This is a genomic window from Salinicola peritrichatus (assembly GCF_003206715.1).
GTDB classification, from domain to species: domain Bacteria; phylum Pseudomonadota; class Gammaproteobacteria; order Pseudomonadales; family Halomonadaceae; genus Salinicola; species Salinicola peritrichatus.
In genome coordinates, this window is record NZ_PZJU01000029.1 from 3,055 (window position 1) to 22,649 (window position 19,595).

A 19,595-nucleotide genomic window follows, 5' to 3' on the forward strand; every position below is an offset into this window, starting at 1 on the left:
CGGCTCAACGCCAGCACGCGTTTGGCCAGCGAGATCATCTCGGGATCGCCGGTGTGCTTGTCGGGCACGTCCGAGAGCTTGACCACCGGCAGCCAGTGTTGGCCTTCCGGCCGCGCTTCGACCATCTTGATCACCATGTTCATGGGCATGACGCCGACATCATTGGTGAAGTTGGTGCCAATGCCGAAGGCCATGCCGATCCGGCCCTGGCAGAAGGCGTGGATACGCTCGACCTTCTCCGGTGTCAGGGCGTCGGAGAAGATGATGGTCTTGCTGCGCGGATCTATGCCGAGACGCTCGTAATGGGCGATGGTCGCCGCGGCGAAATCGATCGGATCGGCGCTGTCGTGACGCACGCCGTCGAAGAGCTTGGCGAATTTCTTGTCGAAACTTTCGAAGAAAGCGCGGCTGGTGAAGGTGTCGGTCAGGGCGATACCGAGATCGCCACGATAGACGTCGACCCAGTGCTCCAGCGCCAGGCTGTTGGCCATCTTGAAGCCGAAACGGGCGCCGTGGAACATGAACCATTCGTGGGCATGGGTGCCGATCGGCTTGACCCCGTGACGCATCGCCAGCAACACGTTGCTGGTGCCGCTGAAAGCCTCGCCGCCATGATGATGCAGCGCACCGACGACGAGGTCGTGAACGTCGAACGAGAAGCGTCGCCGAGTGCCGAATTCGGCGATCTTCAGGCCCAGGCGCTGATAGTGCTCGATCTTGTCGCGGGTCCGGGCTTCGACCGCGGCATCGTCGTCGCGCTCGACATGACGCAGGCGATACCAGAGTTCGCTGATCAATGCCATCAGCGGCACTTCCCACAGGATGGTGCGGTACCACAGTCCCTCTATGGTGACCGAGAGCGCGTTGCCCTCTTGCTTGATGATGACCTCGGTCGGGTCGTAGCGGAAACCGGCGAGAAAATCGAGGTAGGTCGGATCCAGGTAGGGACAGGTCCGCTCCAGATAGTGCTTCTCCTCTTCGCTCAAGGTGAGCGCGGCCATGGCGTCGACCTCGCGACGCAAGGCCTCGCCGAAGCCCTCGGGAAATTCGTGCTCGCCACGATTGATGAATGCGTAGCGTGCCTGGGCGTAGGGAAAGCGCTTGATCACGGCGTTCTGCATCGTGATCTTGTAGAAATCGTTATCGAGCAGCGAAGTCAGCATGAAGTCTCGCCATCAGCGTGAGCGGAATCCGTGGATAGCGTAACCGGCGGTGGCCGATGTGCCAAAAGCCGGCTACATGAAAGCCATGATGCTGAACATTGTCGCGACAAAGCCGCCGAACAGCAAAAGCCCGGCCAATGACAGCAGAATCAAGAGGTAGCCAAGAATGAGCCCGGCCAGTGCCCAGCTGTCGCCCGATTCCCGCCGGCGACGAATCTGGCGCCGGGCCAGATGACCGCACACTACGCCGCCCAGGGCGGCCGGCGGCACCAGCGTACCGAGCACGCTCAGCGCGAAGGCGGCCAGCGCCATGAGATTGATGGGGCCTTGCGGCACGGGCGGTGTCGGCGAAGACGATGTATGAGGCATCGTGGCGTTTATCGTTTGGACGGTGGCTGTGGACCGGAGTATCGCACGCTTGCCGTTCGCCCTCGAAGTTTTCAACATGCGGGCTACGGGCTGACCCGGCTGCGCCGGGAGTTATAAGCCGTAAGCTGGAAGCTGTAAGAAAGGTCACACCGAGCTTCGCTCGGAGCTATAAGCCGTAAGCTGTAAGAAAGATCAAAAGCAGAATTGAGATGGCTTCGGGCTACGTATAGCAGGCGCAAGGGAAATGCTGAATAAATCGGCGAGCAGGATGAAGCGCAAGGCGCCCGGAGCGCAGCAACCGGAGCNNGGTATAGGTGAGGATTCGACCGGGCTGGCGCTCCAGCACCGCGTAACGCAGCGATTCGCCTGCGCAGACATTTATGCAGCGTTTCCCCAAGGGAGGATGAATGATGGAATTGCGGGTCGAGAACATCGGCAGTCTCGCCGCCGTTACCCCCGAGACCTGGAACCGGGTCGTCGGCGATCGCTATCCGTTCTTGCGCCATGAGTTTCTCTTCGCGCTCGAGACGTGTGGCTGCGCGACGACCGAAACCGGTTGGGAGCCCGATCATCTGATCGTCTACCGCGACGACCAGCCGGTGACGGTGCTGCCGCGTTACGCCAAGTATCATTCGCGTGGCGAATACGTTTTCGACTGGTCGTGGGCGGACGCCTGGGAACGTGCCGGCGGGGACTACTATCCCAAATCGCTGTCGTCGATCCCCTTCACACCGGCCGCCGGGCCGCGTCTGGCAGTGGTCGACTCAGTGGATCGCCGCGAGGCGATCGCGGTGCTGTCGCCGGTGCTACGCGACAGCGGCCTGCAAAGCTGGCACCTGCTGTTTGCCGAAGCCGGGGAGGTCGCTGACTGGAAGGCGGCTTTCGGGGCGCCGTTGATGGAGCGCCAGGCCGTCCAGTTCGCCTGGCGGGACGAGGGATACGTCGACTTCGAGGGTTTTCTGGCGCGGATGAGTTCACGCAAGCGCAAGGAGATCCGGCGCGAGCGGCGCAAGCTCGCCGAGCAGGGATTCGTCTTCGAGCGGCTGAGCGGTGAGGCGATCGACGACGAGGCACTGGCGCAATTCTATCGCTGCTACTGCATGACGTATCTCGAACGTGGTCAGCGACCCTATCTCAATCTCGAATTCTTCACTCGGCTGCGCGATACGCTAGCGGACGCCATGCTGCTGGTCAGAGCCAGTATCGAAGGGCGGGCGGTGGCGGCGGCCTTATGCTTTGAAGGGCGCGAAACGCTCTATGGCCGCTACTGGGGCAGCGAGGTGGCGGCCGACTTTCTGCACTTCGAGACTTGCTACTACCAGGGTATCGAGCACTGTCTCGCGCGAGGGCTTGCGTACTTCGATCCCGGAACCCAGGGCGAGCACAAGCTGACGCGGGGTTTTGCACCGGTCATCAGCCGCTCGCTGCACTATCTCGAGCATGCCGGGTTTCGTGACGCCGTCGGGGATTTCTGTCGTGAGGAACGGGCTTACGTTCAAGCCTACTTCGCACAGTGCCGGTCGCGCCTGCCGTTCAAGGATGTCACGCCGCAACCGGGCGATCCCCGGTAACGCCATACGTGCCCGGCGTCGCGGTGCGGATGGTATGCTGAGACCAAGCCACACCAGGTGGCGAGGTTTGCCGCAACAAGGACAGGAACTCGATGGATTTTCTCACTGAAACCGCCGTCTTGTTGGGCGCGGCGATCATCGCGGTACCGCTGTTTCAACGTCTGGGGCTGGGCTCGATACTGGGCTATCTGTGCATCGGCCTGCTGGCGGGGCCGTCGGTCAGCGGCTTCATCTCCGAACCCGAGTCGGTGCTCCATTTCTCCGAGTTCGGCGTGGTCATGCTGCTGTTCATCATCGGGCTCGAGCTCGAACCGAAGCGGCTGTGGTCGATGCGCAAGCGTCTGTTCGGCCTCGGTTCCCTGCAGATGGCAGGCTGCGCGGCGCTGTTGATGCCGGTTGGCCTGCTGCTGGACCTGCCCATCAGCATCACCATCTTCCTGGGCCTGACCCTGGCGCTATCTTCGACCGCCTTCGCCCTGCAGGTACTCAACGAACGCCGTCAACTGGCGACGCCGCACGGTCAGAGCGCGTTCTCCATTCTGCTGTTTCAGGATCTGGCGGTGATACCGCTGCTGGCGCTGCTGCCGTTTCTGGCTGGGCGTGCCGACGCCGCGCCCGGCGACGGTTGGCTCATCGCCCGCAGCATTGGCGTGGTGATCGCTGCCATCGTCTTCGGTCGCCTGGTATTCCCTCGCGTGCTGGCGCTGATCGCACGTAGCGACGTGCACGAGATATTCACCGCCGCGGCGCTGTTCCTGGTATTGGGCATGGCGCTGGTGATGGACTGGGCCGGGCTGTCGATGGCACTCGGGGCCTTCCTCGGCGGCGTGATGCTGGCGGATACGCCCTACCGGCACGAACTGGAAGCCAACATCGAGCCGTTCAAGGGGCTGCTGCTGGGGCTGTTCTTCATTGCCGTCGGCATGTCGGTGAACCTCTCCCTGGTATTCGACAACCTATTGCTGGTGGTGGCGCTGGCGGTGGCGATGGTTCTGGCCAAGACCCTGGTGCTGGCGGGTATCGGGTGGCTGATCCGGCTGCCGCACACCGAGATTCCGCGGCTGGCGACGATCATCTCACAGGGCGGGGAGTTCGACTTCGTACTGTTGACCGCCGCCGTGGCCGCCGGCGTGATCGACCAACGCATCGCCAGTCTGTGTATCGCCGCGGTGACCCTCAGCATGGCGGCGACGCCGTTTCTCTATCAACTGGGAGAGAAGCTCGGTACCCGCATGAAGGAGACGCAGCCGTTCGACACCGACTTCGGCGACGAGACGCCGCCGGTGATCATTGCCGGTCTCGGGCGTTTCGGGCAGATGGTCGGGCGTGTCCTGAAGATGCAGGGCATCAGTTTTACCGCACTCGATCCCAATATCGCCCAGGTCGAGTTCATCCGCCGCTTCGGTTCGCGCATTTTCTATGCCGATGCCGCCCGCCTCGATCTGCTGCGCTCCGCCGGCATCGATAAGGCGCAACTGCTGGTGATCGCGGTCGACGGCGAGAACGCCGCGCTGACCATTGCGCGTCTGGCCAAGACGCATTTCCCGCATCTCAAGGTCTACGTGCGGGCGCGCAATCGCCATCACGCCTGGAAACTGATGGAGATCGGCGTCGACGCGGTGGTGCGGGAGACCTTCGCGTCGAGCATGGAGATGAGCGTCGAGGTGCTCAAGGGCATGGGTTATCCGAGCTCGAACGCCATCAACGCGGTGCGTACCTTTCGCGACTTCGACAACCAATTGCTTAAAGATTCCTATACGCATCGCAACGACAGCGAGCGGTTGATGGCGACCGAAAAAGCCGCCATGCAGGAGTTCAAGTCGCTGTTTCAGCAAGAGCTCGATCGCGGCCGGCCGAAGGCAGCCGATCCCGATGGCGCCGCGGCCAACGATGACGACAGCGAGGAGACGCGCGATGACACGGATGCTGCAGCAACGACTCGCCAGACTTGATCTTCGTTGCGAGGGAGGAATGGCGCGCTTATCGGGCGGTGACAGCGGCGCAGGCGTGTGGCGTGTCGATGGCGCCGAGCCGATGATCGTGAAGCAGGATACGCCCGAGCGAATCCGCGGCGAGGCAGAGGGGCTCCAGGCACTCGCCGATGCCGCCAATGGCCTGATCGTGCCGCGTGTAGTGGCGGTGGATGACGATCTGTTGGTGATGCAGGCGCTCGACAGCGGCGGGCGACGCGACGGCGCGAGTCTGGGCGAGGGACTGCGTCGGTTGCATCAGCACACACGGGATCCGCAGGCGCAGCACGGCTGGCCACGCGACAACGCCTGCGGACTGACCCCGCAGCCCAACGCACCGCTGGCAGGCGGCCGGGCATTCCAGCGCGAGCGGCGTCTGTTGCCGCTGACCAGGCGTTGCCGCGAGCGTGGCCTGCTGGATGCGACCCTGGCCGAGCGCGTCGAACGCATTGCCGATGGGCTGGAGAGCTGGCTGGACGATGCCGCGCCGAGTCTGGTCCACGGCGATCTGTGGTCGGGCAATGTGCTGTTTACCCCGCGTGGCCCGGCGCTGATCGATCCGGCGGTCTATCGCCACTATGCGGATGTCGACGTCGCCATGCTGACGCTGTTCGGCGGTCCGGACGACGCCTTCTTCGAGGCCTACTGGGACGGCCAGTGCCCCAAGGATTGGGAGCGGCGCGAAGCGCTGTTCCAGCTCTATCCGCTGCTCAATCATCTCTATCTGTTCGGCGCTGCCTACCGCAGCGGCGTGGCCCGGGCCGTGGATCGCGTCATGGCCGGCTGAGGCGGAACTGCCGCATTCAGCGTGTCGTCGGCGTACGCACGGCGGACGGCGACACCGCCTCGCCCAGAACATGATGGCCACGCGTATCGAGGAAGATCGCGTAGAGTGACGTCGAGGCGCAAATGAACAGCCGATTGCGCGCCGGTCCGCCGAAACAGACGTTGGCGACCGTTTCGGGAACCGCGATGCGTCCGAGGCGCGTGCCGTCCGGGGCGTAGCAGTGGACGCCATCGCCGGCGCTGGTCCACAGATTGCCCGCGATATCGAAGCGAAAGCCGTCGAACAGCCCGCAGTCCGAGATCGCGAAAACCTCGCCGCCGCTGAGGCGATGATCCTCCTCGACCCGAAAGCGACGAATGTGCCGGGGGCCGCCGTCCCGGTGTGTCGCGCCGGTATCCGAGACATAGAGCCAGGACTCGTCGGGAGAGAAGGCCAGGCTGTTGGGCTTCTCGAAATCATCGGCGACGCGAATCAGCCGGCCATCGGGGCGCAAGCAGTAGACGTGGCAACCCATTTCCGAATCGCGCAGTCCGCCCTCGTAGTCGCTGTCGATACCGTAGCTGGGATCGGTAAACCAGATCGAGCCGTCGGATTTGACCGTGACGTCATTGGGCGAATTGAATCGGCAACCGTCGAAAGCCTCGGCTAGCGTGGTGATGCGTCCGTTGTGTTCGGTACGCGTGACGCTGCGCGTGCCATGTTCGCAGCTGATCAGACGACCTTCGCGGTCGACGCTGTGGCCGTTGCTGAAGCCGGCGGGTTGACGGAAAACCGATACGTGGTCGTCGTTGTCGTCGAAGCGCAAGATGCGGTCATTGGGGATATCGGACCACAACAGGTAACGCCCGGCGGCGAAATAGGCCGGCCCTTCGCACCAGCGTCCTTCGCTCCAGAGTCGTTCGAGTCGGGCGTTGGGCAGAATCAGTGACCTGAAACGGGAATCGTCGACGATGAACCAGTCGGGGTGATGCATGCGGCCACCTTCAGAACTAGAGACTGCCACAGTCTTGTCTCTGCGGAGACGGCTGTCATTGCGACGAACGGCGAGGCCGCCTCCGTTGGAGGGGAGGCGACGGAATGCGGTGAGGAAGGAGGCTTCAAACGTGAACGAGGCGTCCGAAAAAGGTGTTGATCATGCGCGGCCCCACGTCCCCGATATCGTAACTTTCTGGATTGCGTAGCCAGTCGTACATCAGGCCGACCAACATTGACATCAGCATCCGCGTGGCAATCTCCGGCTCGACACTCTCCGTCAAGGTGCCCCGTTCCCGGGCCTGTTCGAAGCGTTCGACCATGGTGTCATAGCACTCGTTGGCCAGTTTCTCGTGCAGGTTGAGTACATCGACGTCACTGGCCACCTCGCAGCGATGAAATAAAATGGTGTGAACCCGGCGGGAACGGGGGCGCTGCAGTCTTTCGACCACATGGAGAGTGGCCCGGCGCAGGCTTTCTAGAGGTTCATTGGGACGTTCGGGATCTTCGACATCGTCCAGTAGCTGCCGCAGTGGCATCTTGACCCGTTCCAGCATGGCGTGGAACAAGTCGGATTTGTTCTTGAAATGCCAGTAAACGGCGCCTCGTGTCATCCCAGCCTGGCGCGCGATCTGCTCGAGCGAAGTGCGCGATACACCGCGCTCGAGGAAGATGACCTCGGCAGCGTCGAGCAGCGCTTCGCGGGTAGCCTCGGCTTCGGCTTTGGTACGTTTGGGCATGATGTTGTCGTCGACAGATGAGTGGAGTGCGAGACGTTGGGCCGGCATTTCTTATGATGTGGTTCAAGCTGCCGTTGGCGAAGCATACCAATTTCCCTGCAAGTTTACATTCATGTATGTATGCCTGTAAGCTCGCTGGATTACCCTAGGCATTCTTTCTTCCAGGACGGAGACTCATGCGCCCTAATCTCATGAATTACACCCTCGGCTTCGGTGGGGCGTTGTTGCTGTCATTGGCACTGGCCGGCTGTGGCGGGGACGATCAGCAAAGTGCTCAACAAGGCGGAGGGCAACAACAAAAGCCACCTACCAAGGCCGAGGTAATGACGGTCGAGGCGCACGATGTCGCGCTCTCCAAAACCTATCCCGGCCAAGTCCGCAGCGATCGCGAAGTGACCGTGATGGGGCGTGTCGAGGGCATTCTCGAAGCGCGTCATTACCGCGAGGGCAGCATGGTCGAGAAGGGCGACAAGCTCTTCACCATCGAGCAGGCGCCTTATGAAGCGACCGTCAAGCAGCGCCAGGCGGACGTGCAGAGCGCCAAGGCGGAAGTCTATCGTGCCCAGCGTGATGCCAGCCGCTATGAGCGTCTCTACAAAAATAACTCCGTGAGCCAGCAGCAGCGCGATCAGGCCCAGGCCGATTATCGTGCCGCCCAGGCATCGCTGGCGCAGGCCAAGGCCGCGCTGGATAGCGCCAAGATCGATCTCGGCTACACCGAGGTCAAGGCGCCGGTCAGCGGCATGATCAGTCTCAGCGAGGTCAACGTCGGCAATCTGGTACAACCGCCCCAGGAGCTGGCGACCATCACGCCGCTGAATCCGATCGAGGTGCGCTTCTCTCTGCCAGCCGATGACGCCTTCTCGCTGCGTCGCCAGCGTCAGCAGGGCGATGACGAAGCCGACGTGGCCGTGCTCACCGCGCCGGGTACCGAGAGTGCCTCCCGCGAGGCGCTCAAGCTGACCGGCAAGCTCGACTTCCTCGGCTCGCGGGTCGATGAGGCGACCAGTACGGTGCAGGCCGAGGCGGTTTTCGACAACGACGATCAGCTCTTCCTGCCGGGCCAGTTCGTACGCGTCACGCTGCCCAACGTAAAACGTTACGACGTCTATGCCGTGCCGACGATCGCGGTGACCGAAGGCCTCAAGGGGCCGCAGGTCTATGTCGTGGATGGCGACGGCAAGGCCGAGGCGCGTTTCGTTTCCCTCGGCGAGATCGCCGGTGACTGGCAGATCATCACCGAGGGGCTGAACCCCGGAGACCGAGTCGTCGTGTCGGGAATCGGCAGTATTTCCCCCGGCGATCAGATCGATGCGCAGCCGTTCACTGGCAAGGTGCCCAAGCCGCAGAACAACGCTGGTGAAAACCCCTCCCAGGAGCCCGACGCACAAGGTGGCGAAGGCGTCGCGGGCGCCCAGCGTGATGCGCAAAAGGCGAACGGCGGACAGAACGGAGCCAACTGATGAATTTTTCCAGCGTTTTCATCAGGCGGCCTATATTCGCGACCGTCGTCTCGGTCATCATTACACTGATCGGCTTGATGGCGATGCGTACGCTGCCCATCGAGCAGTATCCTTCGGTCGTGCCGCCGACGATCAGCGTTTCCGCGACCTATCCGGGAGCCAGTGCGCAGACGGTTTCCGATACGGTCGCCGCCGTGCTGGCGCAGGAGATCAACGGCACCGAGGACATGATCTATCTGACCTCGAGCAGTTCCGATAGCGGTCAGATGTCGATGAGCGTCTATTTCAACATCGGCACCGATCCTCAGACGGCACAGATCAACGTCAACAACCGCGTGCAACAGGCGCTGTCGCAGTTGCCGAGCGAAGTGCAGTCCCAGGGGGTCACGGTCGAGCAACGCTCGTCGAGCGTGCTGCTGTTCGTCGCGGTGACTGCGGAAGGGGGCAGCGATGCCTACGATTCGCTCTACCTGACCAACTACGCCAACATCAACATCACCGATACGCTCAAGCAATTGCCGGGTGTCGGGCAGGCGGAAGTGCTGGGCAGCCAGGAATTCGCCATGCGCGTCTGGCTCAACCCGGACAAGCTGGCGCAGTACGACCTGACACCGGCAGAGGTATCGTCGGCGATTCAGGCCCAGAACTCGGTAGTTGCCGCAGGCAAGCTGGGTGCCGAACCACAGAGCAACCCCACGCCCTACACCTACACCATCACGACCGAGGGTCGTTACGAGAACGTCGATCAGTTCCGGGATATCGTGCTGCGCACCAACCCGGACGGCTCCTCGTTGCGCTTGAGCGATGTCGCGCGGATCGAACTGGGCAAGAACAGCTACGGCATTCAGGGGTACGTCAACAACAGCCCGATCGCGCCGATCGCCATCTATCTGCAGCCAGGCGCCAACGCGCTCGACGTGGCGGCCGAGGTGAAGGCGTCGATGGCGGATCTCAAGACGCGCTTCCCGCCGGGCCTGAGTTACGAGATTCCCTATGACACCACGCTGTTCATCGATGCTTCCATCGAATCGGTGGAACAAACCTTCATCGAGGCGCTGCTGCTCGTCGCGGTGATCGTGTTCGTGTTCCTGCAGAGCTGGCGCTCGACGCTGGTGGCGATGTCGGTAGTGCCGATCTCGGTAGTAGGTACCTTTGCCGGCATGTACCTGCTCGATTTCTCGATCAACCTGCTTTCGCTTTTCGGCATGATCCTGGCGATCGGTATCGTCGTGGACGACGCGATCGTGGTCATAGAGAACGTCGAGCGCATCATGGAGGAAGACGAGGAGGCGACACCATTCAGCGCCAGTCTCGAGGCGATGAAGGAAGTTTCCGGCGCGGTCATCGCCACCGCCTTCATCATGTCGGCGGTGTTCGTGCCGGTTGGCTTCATGAGCGGCCTGACGGGGCAGATGTACCAGCAGTTCGCGATCACCATCGCGATCTCGGTGGCCATCTCCGCGATCGTGGCGCTGTCGTTCACGCCGGCGATCAGTGCGATCTTCCTGAAGCATCAGGATCGCATGAAGCAGTCCGGGTTCGTGCGTGTCATTCGCAAGCCGTTCGACTGGTTCAACAAGCTCTTCGACAAGATTACCGACCTGTTCATGGCGATCACCAACTTCATCATTCATCAGCTGTGGCTGGTGCTGGTCGGGTTGGTTGCCGCCGGGGTCTTCTCCTGGATGATCTTCGCCCAGTTGCCGGCGGCGCTCCTGCCTTCCGAAGACCAGGGGGTGGCTCTGGCCTCCGTCAGCCTGCCGGCAGGATCCTCGGTGGCACGGACCGACGCCTATGTGCAGGAGTTGAGTCAGCGGCTTCGAGATGCCGTCCCGGGGATCAATTACGTGGTCGGGATACCCGGTTTCGACATCCTGTCTAGCTCGCCCAATACCTCCAAGGGCACGGTCTTCGTCACCATGAAACCATGGGAAGATCGCGATATCACGGTGGATCAGCTGACGCAGAAGATCATGCAGATCGGTGGTCAGATCCAGGGCGGGCAGACGGTTGCCTTCAACCTGCCGCCGATACAGGGCCTGTCTCCCACCGGTGGCTTCACCGGTTACCTGCAGGCTTTCGGCGGCGACACGTCGCAGCAGCTCGCGGATGCCGCCGGCAAGGTGATGCAGGCCGCGGCGGAGCGGCCGGAGCTCTCCGGGGTGTTCTCGTCGCTCGATGTCAATGTGCCGGTCTACCGGGCCAAAGTGGATATCGAGAAGGCGCGTAGTCTCGGCGTGGATATCAGCGACCTGAATACGACCATGGCGAGCACGTTCGGTAGTTCTTTCGTCAACTACTTCACTCGCTCGAGCCGCAACTTCCAGGTCTATCTCCAGTCCGAAGACGATTTTCGTCGTAATCCCGAAGATCTGAGCAAGGTCTATGTACGCGGCGGTGACGGGCAGCGCGTTCCGCTCTCCGAGCTGGTCACGTTGACGCGAGGCAAGGCGCCGACGGTGCTGCAACGCTACAACACCTATCCGGCGGCGCAGTTCTCAGGTGGTCCGGCGCCCGGCTACAGTTCGGGTCAGGCCGTGGCGGCGATGCAGGAAGTGGTTGCCGATACCCTGGGTGTCAACTACTCGATGGGCTGGAGCGGTGAAGCCTACCAGCAGGTCAATGTGGGCACGGCGGCGACGCTGGCACTGTCGTTCGGCGTCATCATGATGTTCCTGATTCTGGCTGCGCAGTACGAAAGCTGGACCTTGCCGCTGGCGGTGGTTTCCGCCGTGCCGTTCGCCTTCGTCGGCGCTATCCTGGCGGTCTACCTGGCTGGCTTGAGCACCAGTGTCTACTTGCAGGTGGGCTTGCTGGTGGTGGTCGGCCTGGCGGCGAAGAACGCCATCCTGATCGTCGAGTTCGCCGAACAGCAGCGCAAGCATGCGGGACTGTCGGTGGTCGATGCGGCGAAGATCGCCGCTCGCCAGCGTTTCCGTCCTATCGTCATGACCTCGCTGGCCTTCGTCGGCGGTACGCTGCCGTTGGCGCTTGCCACCGGGGCCAGTGCGGCCAGCCGCAATCAGATCGGTACCCCGGTGGTGGGGGGGATGATCTCGATCACGTTGCTGGCGACGGTGTTCGTGCCGGCAACCTACGTATTGATCATGCGCATCACCCTGTGGCTGCAGTCGAAGTTCCGTCGTGCCTCGCATCACACGGAGGAGAACGCCGAATCCCACTGATGGTGCGACAATCTGACCACTTTCGTGGTGATCTTGAGGCAACCCCGGGTCGGGGTTGCCTTTTTTCGTTGTGGCCCCTACGCGCCCCGGGCTGGCATGAAAAAGGCGCTTTGACGATCCGGTGACCATGCATATATCTTCTAGAAAAGTGTTTCTGCGGGTGACTCGCTGTGCGTGGAGCATATCCCACCCCGAATTGCCTTTCAGGATTTCGACAGCACGTTCGTAGCCGGTGTCAATCGTCTTGATTAACATCAGTTATGGCGGCTGTATCCTGTCCGAGCACAGGATCATGATTCGGTACCGGCCAATCAAGATCGATACCGAACGTTCAGGGGGCTGAACATGACGTATGCCGCGGTCCAGGGAAGACAGGTTCATACCACCGAGAAACGCGGTGGACGTGATCATTTCGTTGCCGCGCCGGGTTTGTCGCGGCGAGATGCGGATAGCGTGCTGCCCCGCCTGAGGCCCGCCGCACCGTCGATTCGGCGGCGGGTGCTGTTCGTGACCACTGAAATTGCCGACTTCATCAAGGCCGGTGGGCTGGGAGACGTCTCCGCTGCACTGCCGCGCGCCCTCAAACCCAATTACGACGTTCGGGTGCTGATGCCCGGTTATCGCCAATTACTGACGGCGGGACGTCCCATCGTCAGTGTGGCCAAGTTGCCGGCGCGGTATGATCTGCCCGCCTGCGAGATTGGGCGTCTTCTCTGCGAGGATGGCCTGATTGTCTACGTCGTGCTCTGTCCGGAGCTCTACGACCGGGATGGTAACGCCTACGGTGACGAACTGGGGGTGGGCTGGCCCGACAACGATATCCGCTTTGCGCGTCTGGCGATGGCGGCCGCCGAGATCGTCAATGACGCGACCCTGCTCGACTGGCAGGTCGATCTGCTGCATCTCAACGACTGGGCGACCGGGCTGGCAGCCGGTTATATGCGCTGGTTGGGGCGGCGCTACGTGCCGTCGGTCTATACCATCCATAACCTGGCTTATCAGGGGGTGTTCCCCGCCGAGCGAATGACGGCCCTCGGCATTCCTCCGTCGGCATTCCAAATTGACGGTGTCGAATTTCACGGCCAGCTCTCCTTCATGAAAGCCGGTCTCTCCTATGCCTCCCATATCACTACGGTAAGCAACAATTACGCCGACGAGATCACCACGCCGGCTTTCGGTTGCGGCCTCGAGGGGCTGCTCAAGAGGCGTGCTCTCGAGGGGCGTCTGAGTGGCTTGCTCAACGGCATCGATGACCGCTGGGACCCGCGCAACGATCCCCATCTGGCGCCGAATTTCGGTATCAACGATTGGCATGGCAAGCGCGCCAACACGCAACGGGTGCGGCGAATGTTCGGCCTCGATCCCAGCAGCGGTCCGCTGTTTGCCGTGGTGTCGCGGCTGGTCGCCCAAAAGGGGCTCGATCTCACCGCCGAGGTTGCCGAAACCATCGTTCACGCCGGTGGGCAGCTGGTGGTCATCGGCCGGGGCGAATATGCGATCGAGCAATCCCTGGTCGAGATGGCGGCTCGCTATCCGGGGCATGTGGGGGTGAATATCGGCTTCGACGAGGGGGAAGCGCGCCAGATCTATGCCGGCAGCGATTTCCTGCTGATGCCTTCGCGCTTCGAGCCGTGCGGGCTCAGCCAGCTTTACGCCCAGCGCTTCGGCTCGCTGCCGGTGGCGCATCGTACCGGTGGCCTGGCGGATACCATTCAGGACGGCATCAACGGCTTGCTATTCGACGACATGAGTCTCGATAGCTATCGCGCCACCGTGCTGAGAGCCTTCGATCTCTTTCATGCCACGGACCTGTTTTACGCCATGCGACGGGCGGCCATGGCGGGACGTTTGCACTGGCGTCAGGCGGTCATACCCTATCGCCGGCTTTATGCGGACCTACTAACGGAGACGACGATCCGGGCTGGCGATGTCGTCGAATCACGATGAACGCGCCGCAGGCCGCTGCCAACCGTCCGCTGTCCAAGGCATGGCAACCGCCGGGTCGGGTAAGCCTGGACGGCCTCCGGCGGATGTTCTCCATGGAGGCCGCGGCGATGTCGAGCGCGATGCCGGGAGACAGTGACGCGGATGGCGGACGCACCTGGTCATGGGATGACGGTGACTGGATGCGGGCGCGCGACGCACGCCATACCGGGGAAATGCCGCTGTCGCTCTACCGGCTCGATGCCGCCGACTGGTTTCACTCCCGGTTCACCCAGCCATTGGACTGGAACCAGCTGGCCCAGGAACTCGTGCCCTATGTCGCCGATCTGGGCTTCACCCATATCGCGCTCGATGACGCGTTGCTCGCGCAGCCCTTCGCCGTTATCTGTCGGTTCGTCGAGACCTGCCATGTCGCGGGTGTCGGCGTCGTGGTCGCGGCCCATGCACGGCGGGCCGCCACCGATCCGTCGCTGATCGACTGCTGCGGTCGTTGCCATATCGATGGTATCGAAGAGCACAATGATAGCGGTACTCCGGTCCGGTGCCGGCTGTTCGTCAATGGTGACCTCGACACAGCGGTGGTGCTCTCCTGCCGTCCGCGCTGGAATGAGATGTATCCGCGCTATCTCGCCTCGTCACCGGCGGAGCGCTCCCTGATCCATGCGGACTGGGTTCATGCATTGACACCGGTCGAGACGGACCGGGGCGTGCTCGATCTCATGCCTCGCGGGCTGGCGGCGATCGGGCAGTGGCGGTTGCCGGTTGACGGCGATGGCTGGCAGCGATTCGCGGCGCTGCGGGCCTTGCTCGCCCTCATGTGGGCACTGCCGGGCGACAAATGGCTGGCGATGGGGATCGAACTCGGCCAGGTTCTGGCCGAGCCGTTCGAGGAGTCGATGCGCTGGCCGCTGCTGTTCGAGAGCCAGCACGCCGGCCTGTTGCGGCAGGTCGCCGATCTCAACCGACTCTACGTCAACGAGCCGGCGCTGCAAGTTCGCGACGATGAACGTCACGGCTTCCAGTGGCTGGTCGCAGACGACAGCGACAATAGCGTGGTGGTCTTCATACGCCTCGCCGAAAGCGGTCACGCCAGTCTCATCTGTATCAGCAACTTCCAGGCCCGGGTCCACCACGGGTATCGCCTGGGCGTTCCGGCAGCGGGACGTTGGCGCGAAATCTTCAACAGCGACAGCGTCTTCTACGCGGGCAGCAACGTCGGCAACGGGCATAGCGTGATGACCGCGCCGGTGCCCAGTCATGCCTGGCCTCAGTCGCTGACGCTGACGGTGCCGCCCATGGCCACGCTCTTTCTGCGCCACGAAGTCTGGTACGGGGATTCACCATGAGCGCTTCCCGGACGCCGCCCGAGAACCGCCCCGGCGAGCCCGGCTGCGTGCCGAGCCATGCTCCTCGGTATGGCGCCTCACTCGGGGCGGATGGGCGTACCCGCTTCCGTTTGTGGGCGCCGAGTGCCGAGCGTGTCGATCTGGAGTGCGAGGGCATGCCCGCGCAGGCCATGATGCGCGCCGACGATGGGGATTTCGTCGCTGAGATCGCCTGTCCCGGTGGTACCGCGTACCGCTACCGGGTTTTCGTCGCGGGCGACGAGCAGGGGCTGGCGGTGCCGGATCCCGCATCGAAGGCGTTGCAGGGCGGCGTCGACGGCAATTCCCTGGTGGTCGATCCCCAACGCTACGTCTGGCGCCATGAAGCGTGGCGCGGGCGGCCCTGGATCGAGACGGTCGTCTACGAAGTCCACCTGGGTGCCTGCGGCGGCATCGGGGGGCTGATCCGGCGACTGCCGGCGCTCGTCGAATTGGGTATCACCGCCATCGAACTGATGCCGATCGCCGAATGTCCCGGTCGTCGCAACTGGGGCTACGACGGCGTTCAGCCCTATGCCGTTGCGTCCTATTACGGCGCGCCGGACGAGCTCAAGGCACTCATCGACACGGTGCACGGCCACGGCCTGATGATCTTCCTCGACGTGGTCTACAACCACTTCGGCCCCGACGGCAATTTCCTGCCCCGCTATGCCGAGGCTTTCTTTCGCGACGACATCGAGACGCCATGGGGCGGGGCAATCGATTTCCGCCGGCCGCAGGTGCGTCGCTTCTTCATCGACAATGCCCTGATGTGGCTGCTCGAATACCGTTTCGATGGGCTGCGCTTCGATGCCGTACACGCGATCAGCGAGCGCGACTTCCTGGTCGAGCTGGGGCAGACCCTGCGCGAGCGGGTGGGAAGCTGGCGCCATTGCCACCTGATTCTGGAGAACGAACACAATCAAGCCAGCCTGCTGGGTCCGGCTGGCTTCGATGCGCAGTGGGCGGACGATTGGCACAACGTGATGCACGTGCTGCTGACCGGCGAGCGCGACGGCTACTACGGCGACTTCGTCGAACGGGCGACCGACAAGCTGGCCACGGTGTTGGCCGAAGGATTCATTTTCCAGGGCCAGCCGTCGCGCAAGGGCGAGGCGCGCGGCGAGCCGAGCGGCCATCTGCCACCGACCGCCTTCGTCAATTTCCTGCAGAACCACGACCAGATCGGCAATCGCGCGCTGGGCGAGCGGCTGAGTCGACTCGCCGATCCCGAGGCGCTGGATGCCGCCACGCTGCTGCTGCTGCTGTCGCCCAACATTCCGCTGCTGTTCATGGGCGAGGAGTGGGGATCGAAGCGGCCATTCCTGTTCTTCACCGATCATCGCGACGAGCTTGCCGACGCCGTACGCGAAGGGCGCCGGCGCGAATTCGCCGAGTTCGGTGCGTTCAAGGATCCGGCCCAGCGCGAACGGATTCCCGATCCCAACGCGCCGGCGACCTTCGAGGCCTCGGTCCTCGACGACGCGGAAGCCGCCGCGCCACGGCATCGGACGCACCGCGAGCGTTTTCGCCAGTGGCTGACGCTCCGGCACGAGCAGATCGTGCCCCGGTTGGCCGGTGCGCGTGCCTTGCGGGCCGTGGTGCTGGCCGACAGCGCCGTCGAGGCCCGCTGGTCCCTGGGCGACGGCGCGACCTTGAACATCGCGATCAACCTCTCCGACGACGCGGTGCCCCTGACGGTATCCGAGCGGACCACGTTTCAGACCGAACTTAGGGTCGGTTCCCGCGACGGCGTGCTCGAGGCACTGGCGGCCGGCGAGTTGCCGCCCCGCAGCGCCGCCGTCTGGATCACGCCCCTATCCATGTCTCCGTCTCCGACCGTGACCTCCACCACAGCCACAGCGGGAGCGACGCCACGATGAGCGGCTCTGCCATGACCGAAGAAGGGATTGCCGTGCTGCAGGAGCTGGCCGAAGCCGTCGGCCTGCTGTTGGAATGGACGGGGAGCGACGGCCAGCCAAAGACACTGCCCGTCGAGCGTCAGCGTGCCATGCTCGAACGGCTCGGCTGGCCGGCCGCCGATGAGGCCCAGGCCGCGGAAAGCCTGGCGCGATGGCGTGAGCGTGCCGGACCCTATACATGCCAGCAGTTGCCGCCGCTGCTGATCGCCGACCGGGACATCGCCTACTCGATACCGGCCGAGGGGGCGGCTGGCATGAGTTTCACGCTGCACCTCGAAAATGGCGAGACGCTGGATGGCCATCTCGATGACTGGGGTTGCCTGCCGCCGCTCGAGACCTGCGGTTACCATAGCCTGACGCTGCTGAGCGAGCGCGGCGACGAGTGCGCCACCCGCACGCTCGCCGTCGCGCCCGAGCGCTGCTTTTCGCCGTCCGACCTCGGCGGCGACGGGCCGCCAGCCACCAGAGCACAATCCACCCGCCTGTGGGGCGTCTCGGCGCAGCTATACGGGCTGCGGCGCGAGGGCGACGCCGGCATCGGCGATCTCCAGGCACTCGACGAGCTGTGCCTGACGCTGGCCGAGGCGGGGGCCGATGCCGTCGCCATCAGTCCCATGCATGCCCTGTTCGGTGCCAGTCCTAAGCATTTCAGTCCCTATTCGCCATCGAGCCGCCTGTTCTACAACGTCTGGCATGCCGCGCCGGAGTGCCTGTTCGACGCCGAAACCCTCGCGCGCGCGCGGGAGCCGTTTGTGGATGCGATGGCGCTTCAGGGGCAGCAGACGCTGATCGACTGGCCGGCCAGCGTGCGTCTCAAGCTGTCGATGCTGGAGCGTCTGTTCCTGCACGTGCAGCGAGACGACAGCGCACTGGCCTGGCGCTCCCGCTTCGTCGCCTTTCGCCGCGATGGCGGCGAAGCACTGGAGCGCCACTGCCGTTTCGAAGTGTTGCAGGCGCATGCCGACGAGATCGACTGGCGGCAATGGCCGGAGGCGTGGCGCGATCCGCATAGCGCCGAGGTCGAGGCGTTCGCCGAACAGCACCGGGAAGCGGTCACCTTCGCCGCCTTTCTGCAGTGGCTGATGGCGGCGGGGCTCGGCAACGTGCAGACCCACGCGCGGGAGGCCGGCATGAGGATCGGCCTGATCGCCGACCTTGCCGTGGGCGTCGATCCCCGCGGCAGCCAGGCCTGGAGTTTCCCGCAGGAACTATTGACGCAGTTCAGCGTCGGTGCGCCGCCCGATGCGTTCAATGCCAAAGGCCAGAACTGGGGCGTCGCCGCCTTTTCGCCGTTGGGCCTGGTGGAGTCGGGATATCGCGGTTTCCTGGCGATGCTGCGTGCCGGTTTCGCCCACGCCGGCGGCTTGCGCATCGATCATATCCTGGGATTCTCGAGGCTGTGGCTGGTGCCGCAGGGGAAATCCGCCGAGGAAGGCGCCTATCTGCGTTATCCCCTCGACGACATGCTGCGCTTGGTCGCGCTCGAATCCTGGCGTCATCGCGCCATCGTGATCGGCGAGGATCTCGGCACCGTCGAGGACGGCCTGCGCGAGCAACTGGCCAGTCGTGGCGTGCTCGGCATGAGCGTGATGTGGTTCGAGCGCGACGGCGAAGCGTTTCTGCCCGCCGCGCGCTGGCGGCGCGCCACGCTGGCGACCACCAGCACTCACGATCTGCCCACGGTCGCCGGCTGGTGGCGGGGAAACGACCTGCGCTGGCGTCAGCGACTCGATCTGCTGACGGCGGATGAAACGCCGGCCGGGCTCAATGAGTCGCGGCGCCGGGATCGTCGGCGCCTGGCCGAGGTCTGCGGACTGGATGTCGTTGCCGATGACGATGGCATCAGCGGCGATGCGCTCGACGTCGAGGACGTCGTCGATGCCGTGCTCGCCTTCGTCGCTTCGACGCCGACGCCGTTGGCGCTACTGCCGCTGGAGGACATTCTGGGGCTCGAGGAGCAGCCCAATCTGCCCGGTACGCTCGACGAGCATCCCAACTGGCGCCAGCGGTTACCGATACCGGTGTCGCAACTGCTGGCGCAATCGGCCGTACGCCGGCGGCTCGAGCGAATTGCGGCCACTCGACGGGCAGCCTCGAGCTGGGGTGGCAAGTCATGAGTCAGGACGCACAGCCATGAGCGGAGGT

At 63.6% G+C, this 19,595-nt stretch carries 13 protein-coding genes; 9 read left to right on the forward strand and 4 right to left on the reverse strand.

The features are described from left to right. Both pncB and DOM57_RS11565 read right to left on the reverse strand, forming a co-directional pair. Window positions 1-1,163 (reverse strand): nicotinate phosphoribosyltransferase (gene pncB / locus DOM57_RS11560; RefSeq protein WP_110649480.1); only part of this gene is annotated, 1,163 nt, incomplete at its 3' end. Window positions 1,164-1,235: 72 nt separating this feature from the next. Beyond that, entirely contained in the window at window positions 1,236-1,499 is a 264-nt protein-coding gene (locus DOM57_RS11565; RefSeq protein ID WP_239496195.1) for a DUF4190 domain-containing protein, read from the reverse strand. 440 nt (window positions 1,500-1,939) lie between these two features. Between DOM57_RS11565 and DOM57_RS11570 the strand changes: the two genes are divergently transcribed. The 3 genes from DOM57_RS11570 to DOM57_RS11580 all read left to right on the forward strand — a co-directional run bounded on the left by DOM57_RS11570 (window position 1,940) and on the right by DOM57_RS11580 (window position 5,860). Further along, window positions 1,940-3,103, forward strand: coding sequence for a GNAT family N-acetyltransferase (locus tag DOM57_RS11570; RefSeq protein ID WP_110649350.1), 1,164 nt, complete (start codon window positions 1,940-1,942; stop codon window positions 3,101-3,103). A gap of 92 nt (window positions 3,104-3,195) precedes the next feature. Continuing rightward, window positions 3,196-5,055, forward strand: coding sequence for a monovalent cation:proton antiporter-2 (CPA2) family protein (locus DOM57_RS11575; protein ID WP_110649351.1), 1,860 nt, complete (start codon window positions 3,196-3,198; stop codon window positions 5,053-5,055). Beyond that, a complete protein-coding gene (locus tag DOM57_RS11580; protein WP_420820226.1) occupies window positions 5,018-5,860 on the forward strand; it encodes a fructosamine kinase family protein in 843 nt (280 codons plus the stop codon). The genes DOM57_RS11575 and DOM57_RS11580 overlap by 38 nt, the downstream gene beginning before the upstream one ends. Window positions 5,861-5,876: 16 nt before the next feature. Here the strand turns inward: DOM57_RS11580 and DOM57_RS11585 are convergent, their stop codons facing one another. Both DOM57_RS11585 and DOM57_RS11590 read right to left on the reverse strand, forming a co-directional pair. Continuing rightward, the gene (locus DOM57_RS11585) at window positions 5,877-6,833 is read right to left on the reverse strand and encodes an SMP-30/gluconolactonase/LRE family protein (protein ID WP_110649352.1); all 957 of its coding nucleotides are present in this window, start codon (window positions 6,831-6,833) and stop codon (window positions 5,877-5,879) included. Between the two features lie 124 nt (window positions 6,834-6,957). Beyond that, on the reverse strand, window positions 6,958-7,572 hold the full coding sequence (locus DOM57_RS11590) for a TetR family transcriptional regulator (RefSeq protein WP_110649353.1): 615 nt from the start codon (window positions 7,570-7,572) through the stop codon (window positions 6,958-6,960). 176 nt (window positions 7,573-7,748) lie between these two features. Here DOM57_RS11590 and DOM57_RS11595 point away from each other — a divergent pair, with 176 nt between their 5' ends. From DOM57_RS11595 to malQ, 6 genes are all read left to right on the forward strand, one after another. After that, window positions 7,749-9,035: an efflux RND transporter periplasmic adaptor subunit gene (locus DOM57_RS11595; RefSeq protein ID WP_239496197.1), complete on the forward strand. Its 1,287-nt coding sequence runs from the start codon at window positions 7,749-7,751 to the stop codon at window positions 9,033-9,035. Continuing rightward, complete coding sequence (locus tag DOM57_RS11600; protein ID WP_110649355.1) at window positions 9,035-12,220, forward strand: efflux RND transporter permease subunit; 3,186 nt, start codon at window positions 9,035-9,037, stop codon at window positions 12,218-12,220. The genes DOM57_RS11595 and DOM57_RS11600 overlap by 1 nt, the downstream gene beginning before the upstream one ends. 345 nt (window positions 12,221-12,565) lie before the next feature. After that, on the forward strand, window positions 12,566-14,167 hold the full coding sequence (gene glgA, locus DOM57_RS11605) for a glycogen synthase GlgA (RefSeq protein WP_110649356.1): 1,602 nt from the start codon (window positions 12,566-12,568) through the stop codon (window positions 14,165-14,167). Further along, window positions 14,164-15,510, forward strand: a complete 1,347-nt coding sequence (locus tag DOM57_RS11610) for an alpha amylase C-terminal domain-containing protein (RefSeq protein ID WP_110649357.1) — start codon at window positions 14,164-14,166, stop codon at window positions 15,508-15,510. Before glgA ends, DOM57_RS11610 begins: the two co-directional genes overlap by 4 nt. Further along, window positions 15,507-17,411, forward strand: coding sequence for a malto-oligosyltrehalose trehalohydrolase (gene treZ, locus DOM57_RS11615; protein WP_110649358.1), 1,905 nt, complete (start codon window positions 15,507-15,509; stop codon window positions 17,409-17,411). The genes DOM57_RS11610 and treZ overlap by 4 nt, the downstream gene beginning before the upstream one ends. Then, entirely contained in the window at window positions 17,408-19,567 is a 2,160-nt protein-coding gene (gene malQ, locus DOM57_RS11620) for a 4-alpha-glucanotransferase (protein ID WP_239496198.1), read from the forward strand. The genes treZ and malQ overlap by 4 nt, the downstream gene beginning before the upstream one ends. Window positions 19,568-19,595: the final 28 nt, after the last annotated feature.

Excerpts from the sequence above, each read along its gene's own strand:
- DOM57_RS11580 (WP_420820226.1), top strand. The coding sequence starts at position 5,018 with ATGACACGGATGCTGCAGCAACGACTCGCCAGACTTGATCTTCGTTGC.
- treZ (WP_110649358.1), top strand. The coding sequence starts at position 15,507 with ATGAGCGCTTCCCGGACGCCGCCCGAGAACCGCCCCGGCGAGCCCGGC.
- DOM57_RS11595 (WP_239496197.1), top strand. The coding sequence starts at position 7,749 with ATGCGCCCTAATCTCATGAATTACACCCTCGGCTTCGGTGGGGCGTTG.
- malQ (WP_239496198.1), top strand. The coding sequence starts at position 17,408 with ATGAGCGGCTCTGCCATGACCGAAGAAGGGATTGCCGTGCTGCAGGAG.
- DOM57_RS11590 (WP_110649353.1), bottom strand. The coding sequence starts at position 7,572 with ATGCCCAAACGTACCAAAGCCGAAGCCGAGGCTACCCGCGAAGCGCTG.
- DOM57_RS11575 (WP_110649351.1), top strand. The coding sequence starts at position 3,196 with ATGGATTTTCTCACTGAAACCGCCGTCTTGTTGGGCGCGGCGATCATC.
- DOM57_RS11585 (WP_110649352.1), bottom strand. The coding sequence starts at position 6,833 with ATGCATCACCCCGACTGGTTCATCGTCGACGATTCCCGTTTCAGGTCA.
- DOM57_RS11570 (WP_110649350.1), top strand. The coding sequence starts at position 1,940 with ATGATGGAATTGCGGGTCGAGAACATCGGCAGTCTCGCCGCCGTTACC.
- DOM57_RS11600 (WP_110649355.1), top strand. The coding sequence starts at position 9,035 with ATGAATTTTTCCAGCGTTTTCATCAGGCGGCCTATATTCGCGACCGTC.
- DOM57_RS11610 (WP_110649357.1), top strand. The coding sequence starts at position 14,164 with ATGAACGCGCCGCAGGCCGCTGCCAACCGTCCGCTGTCCAAGGCATGG.
- glgA (WP_110649356.1), top strand. The coding sequence starts at position 12,566 with ATGACGTATGCCGCGGTCCAGGGAAGACAGGTTCATACCACCGAGAAA.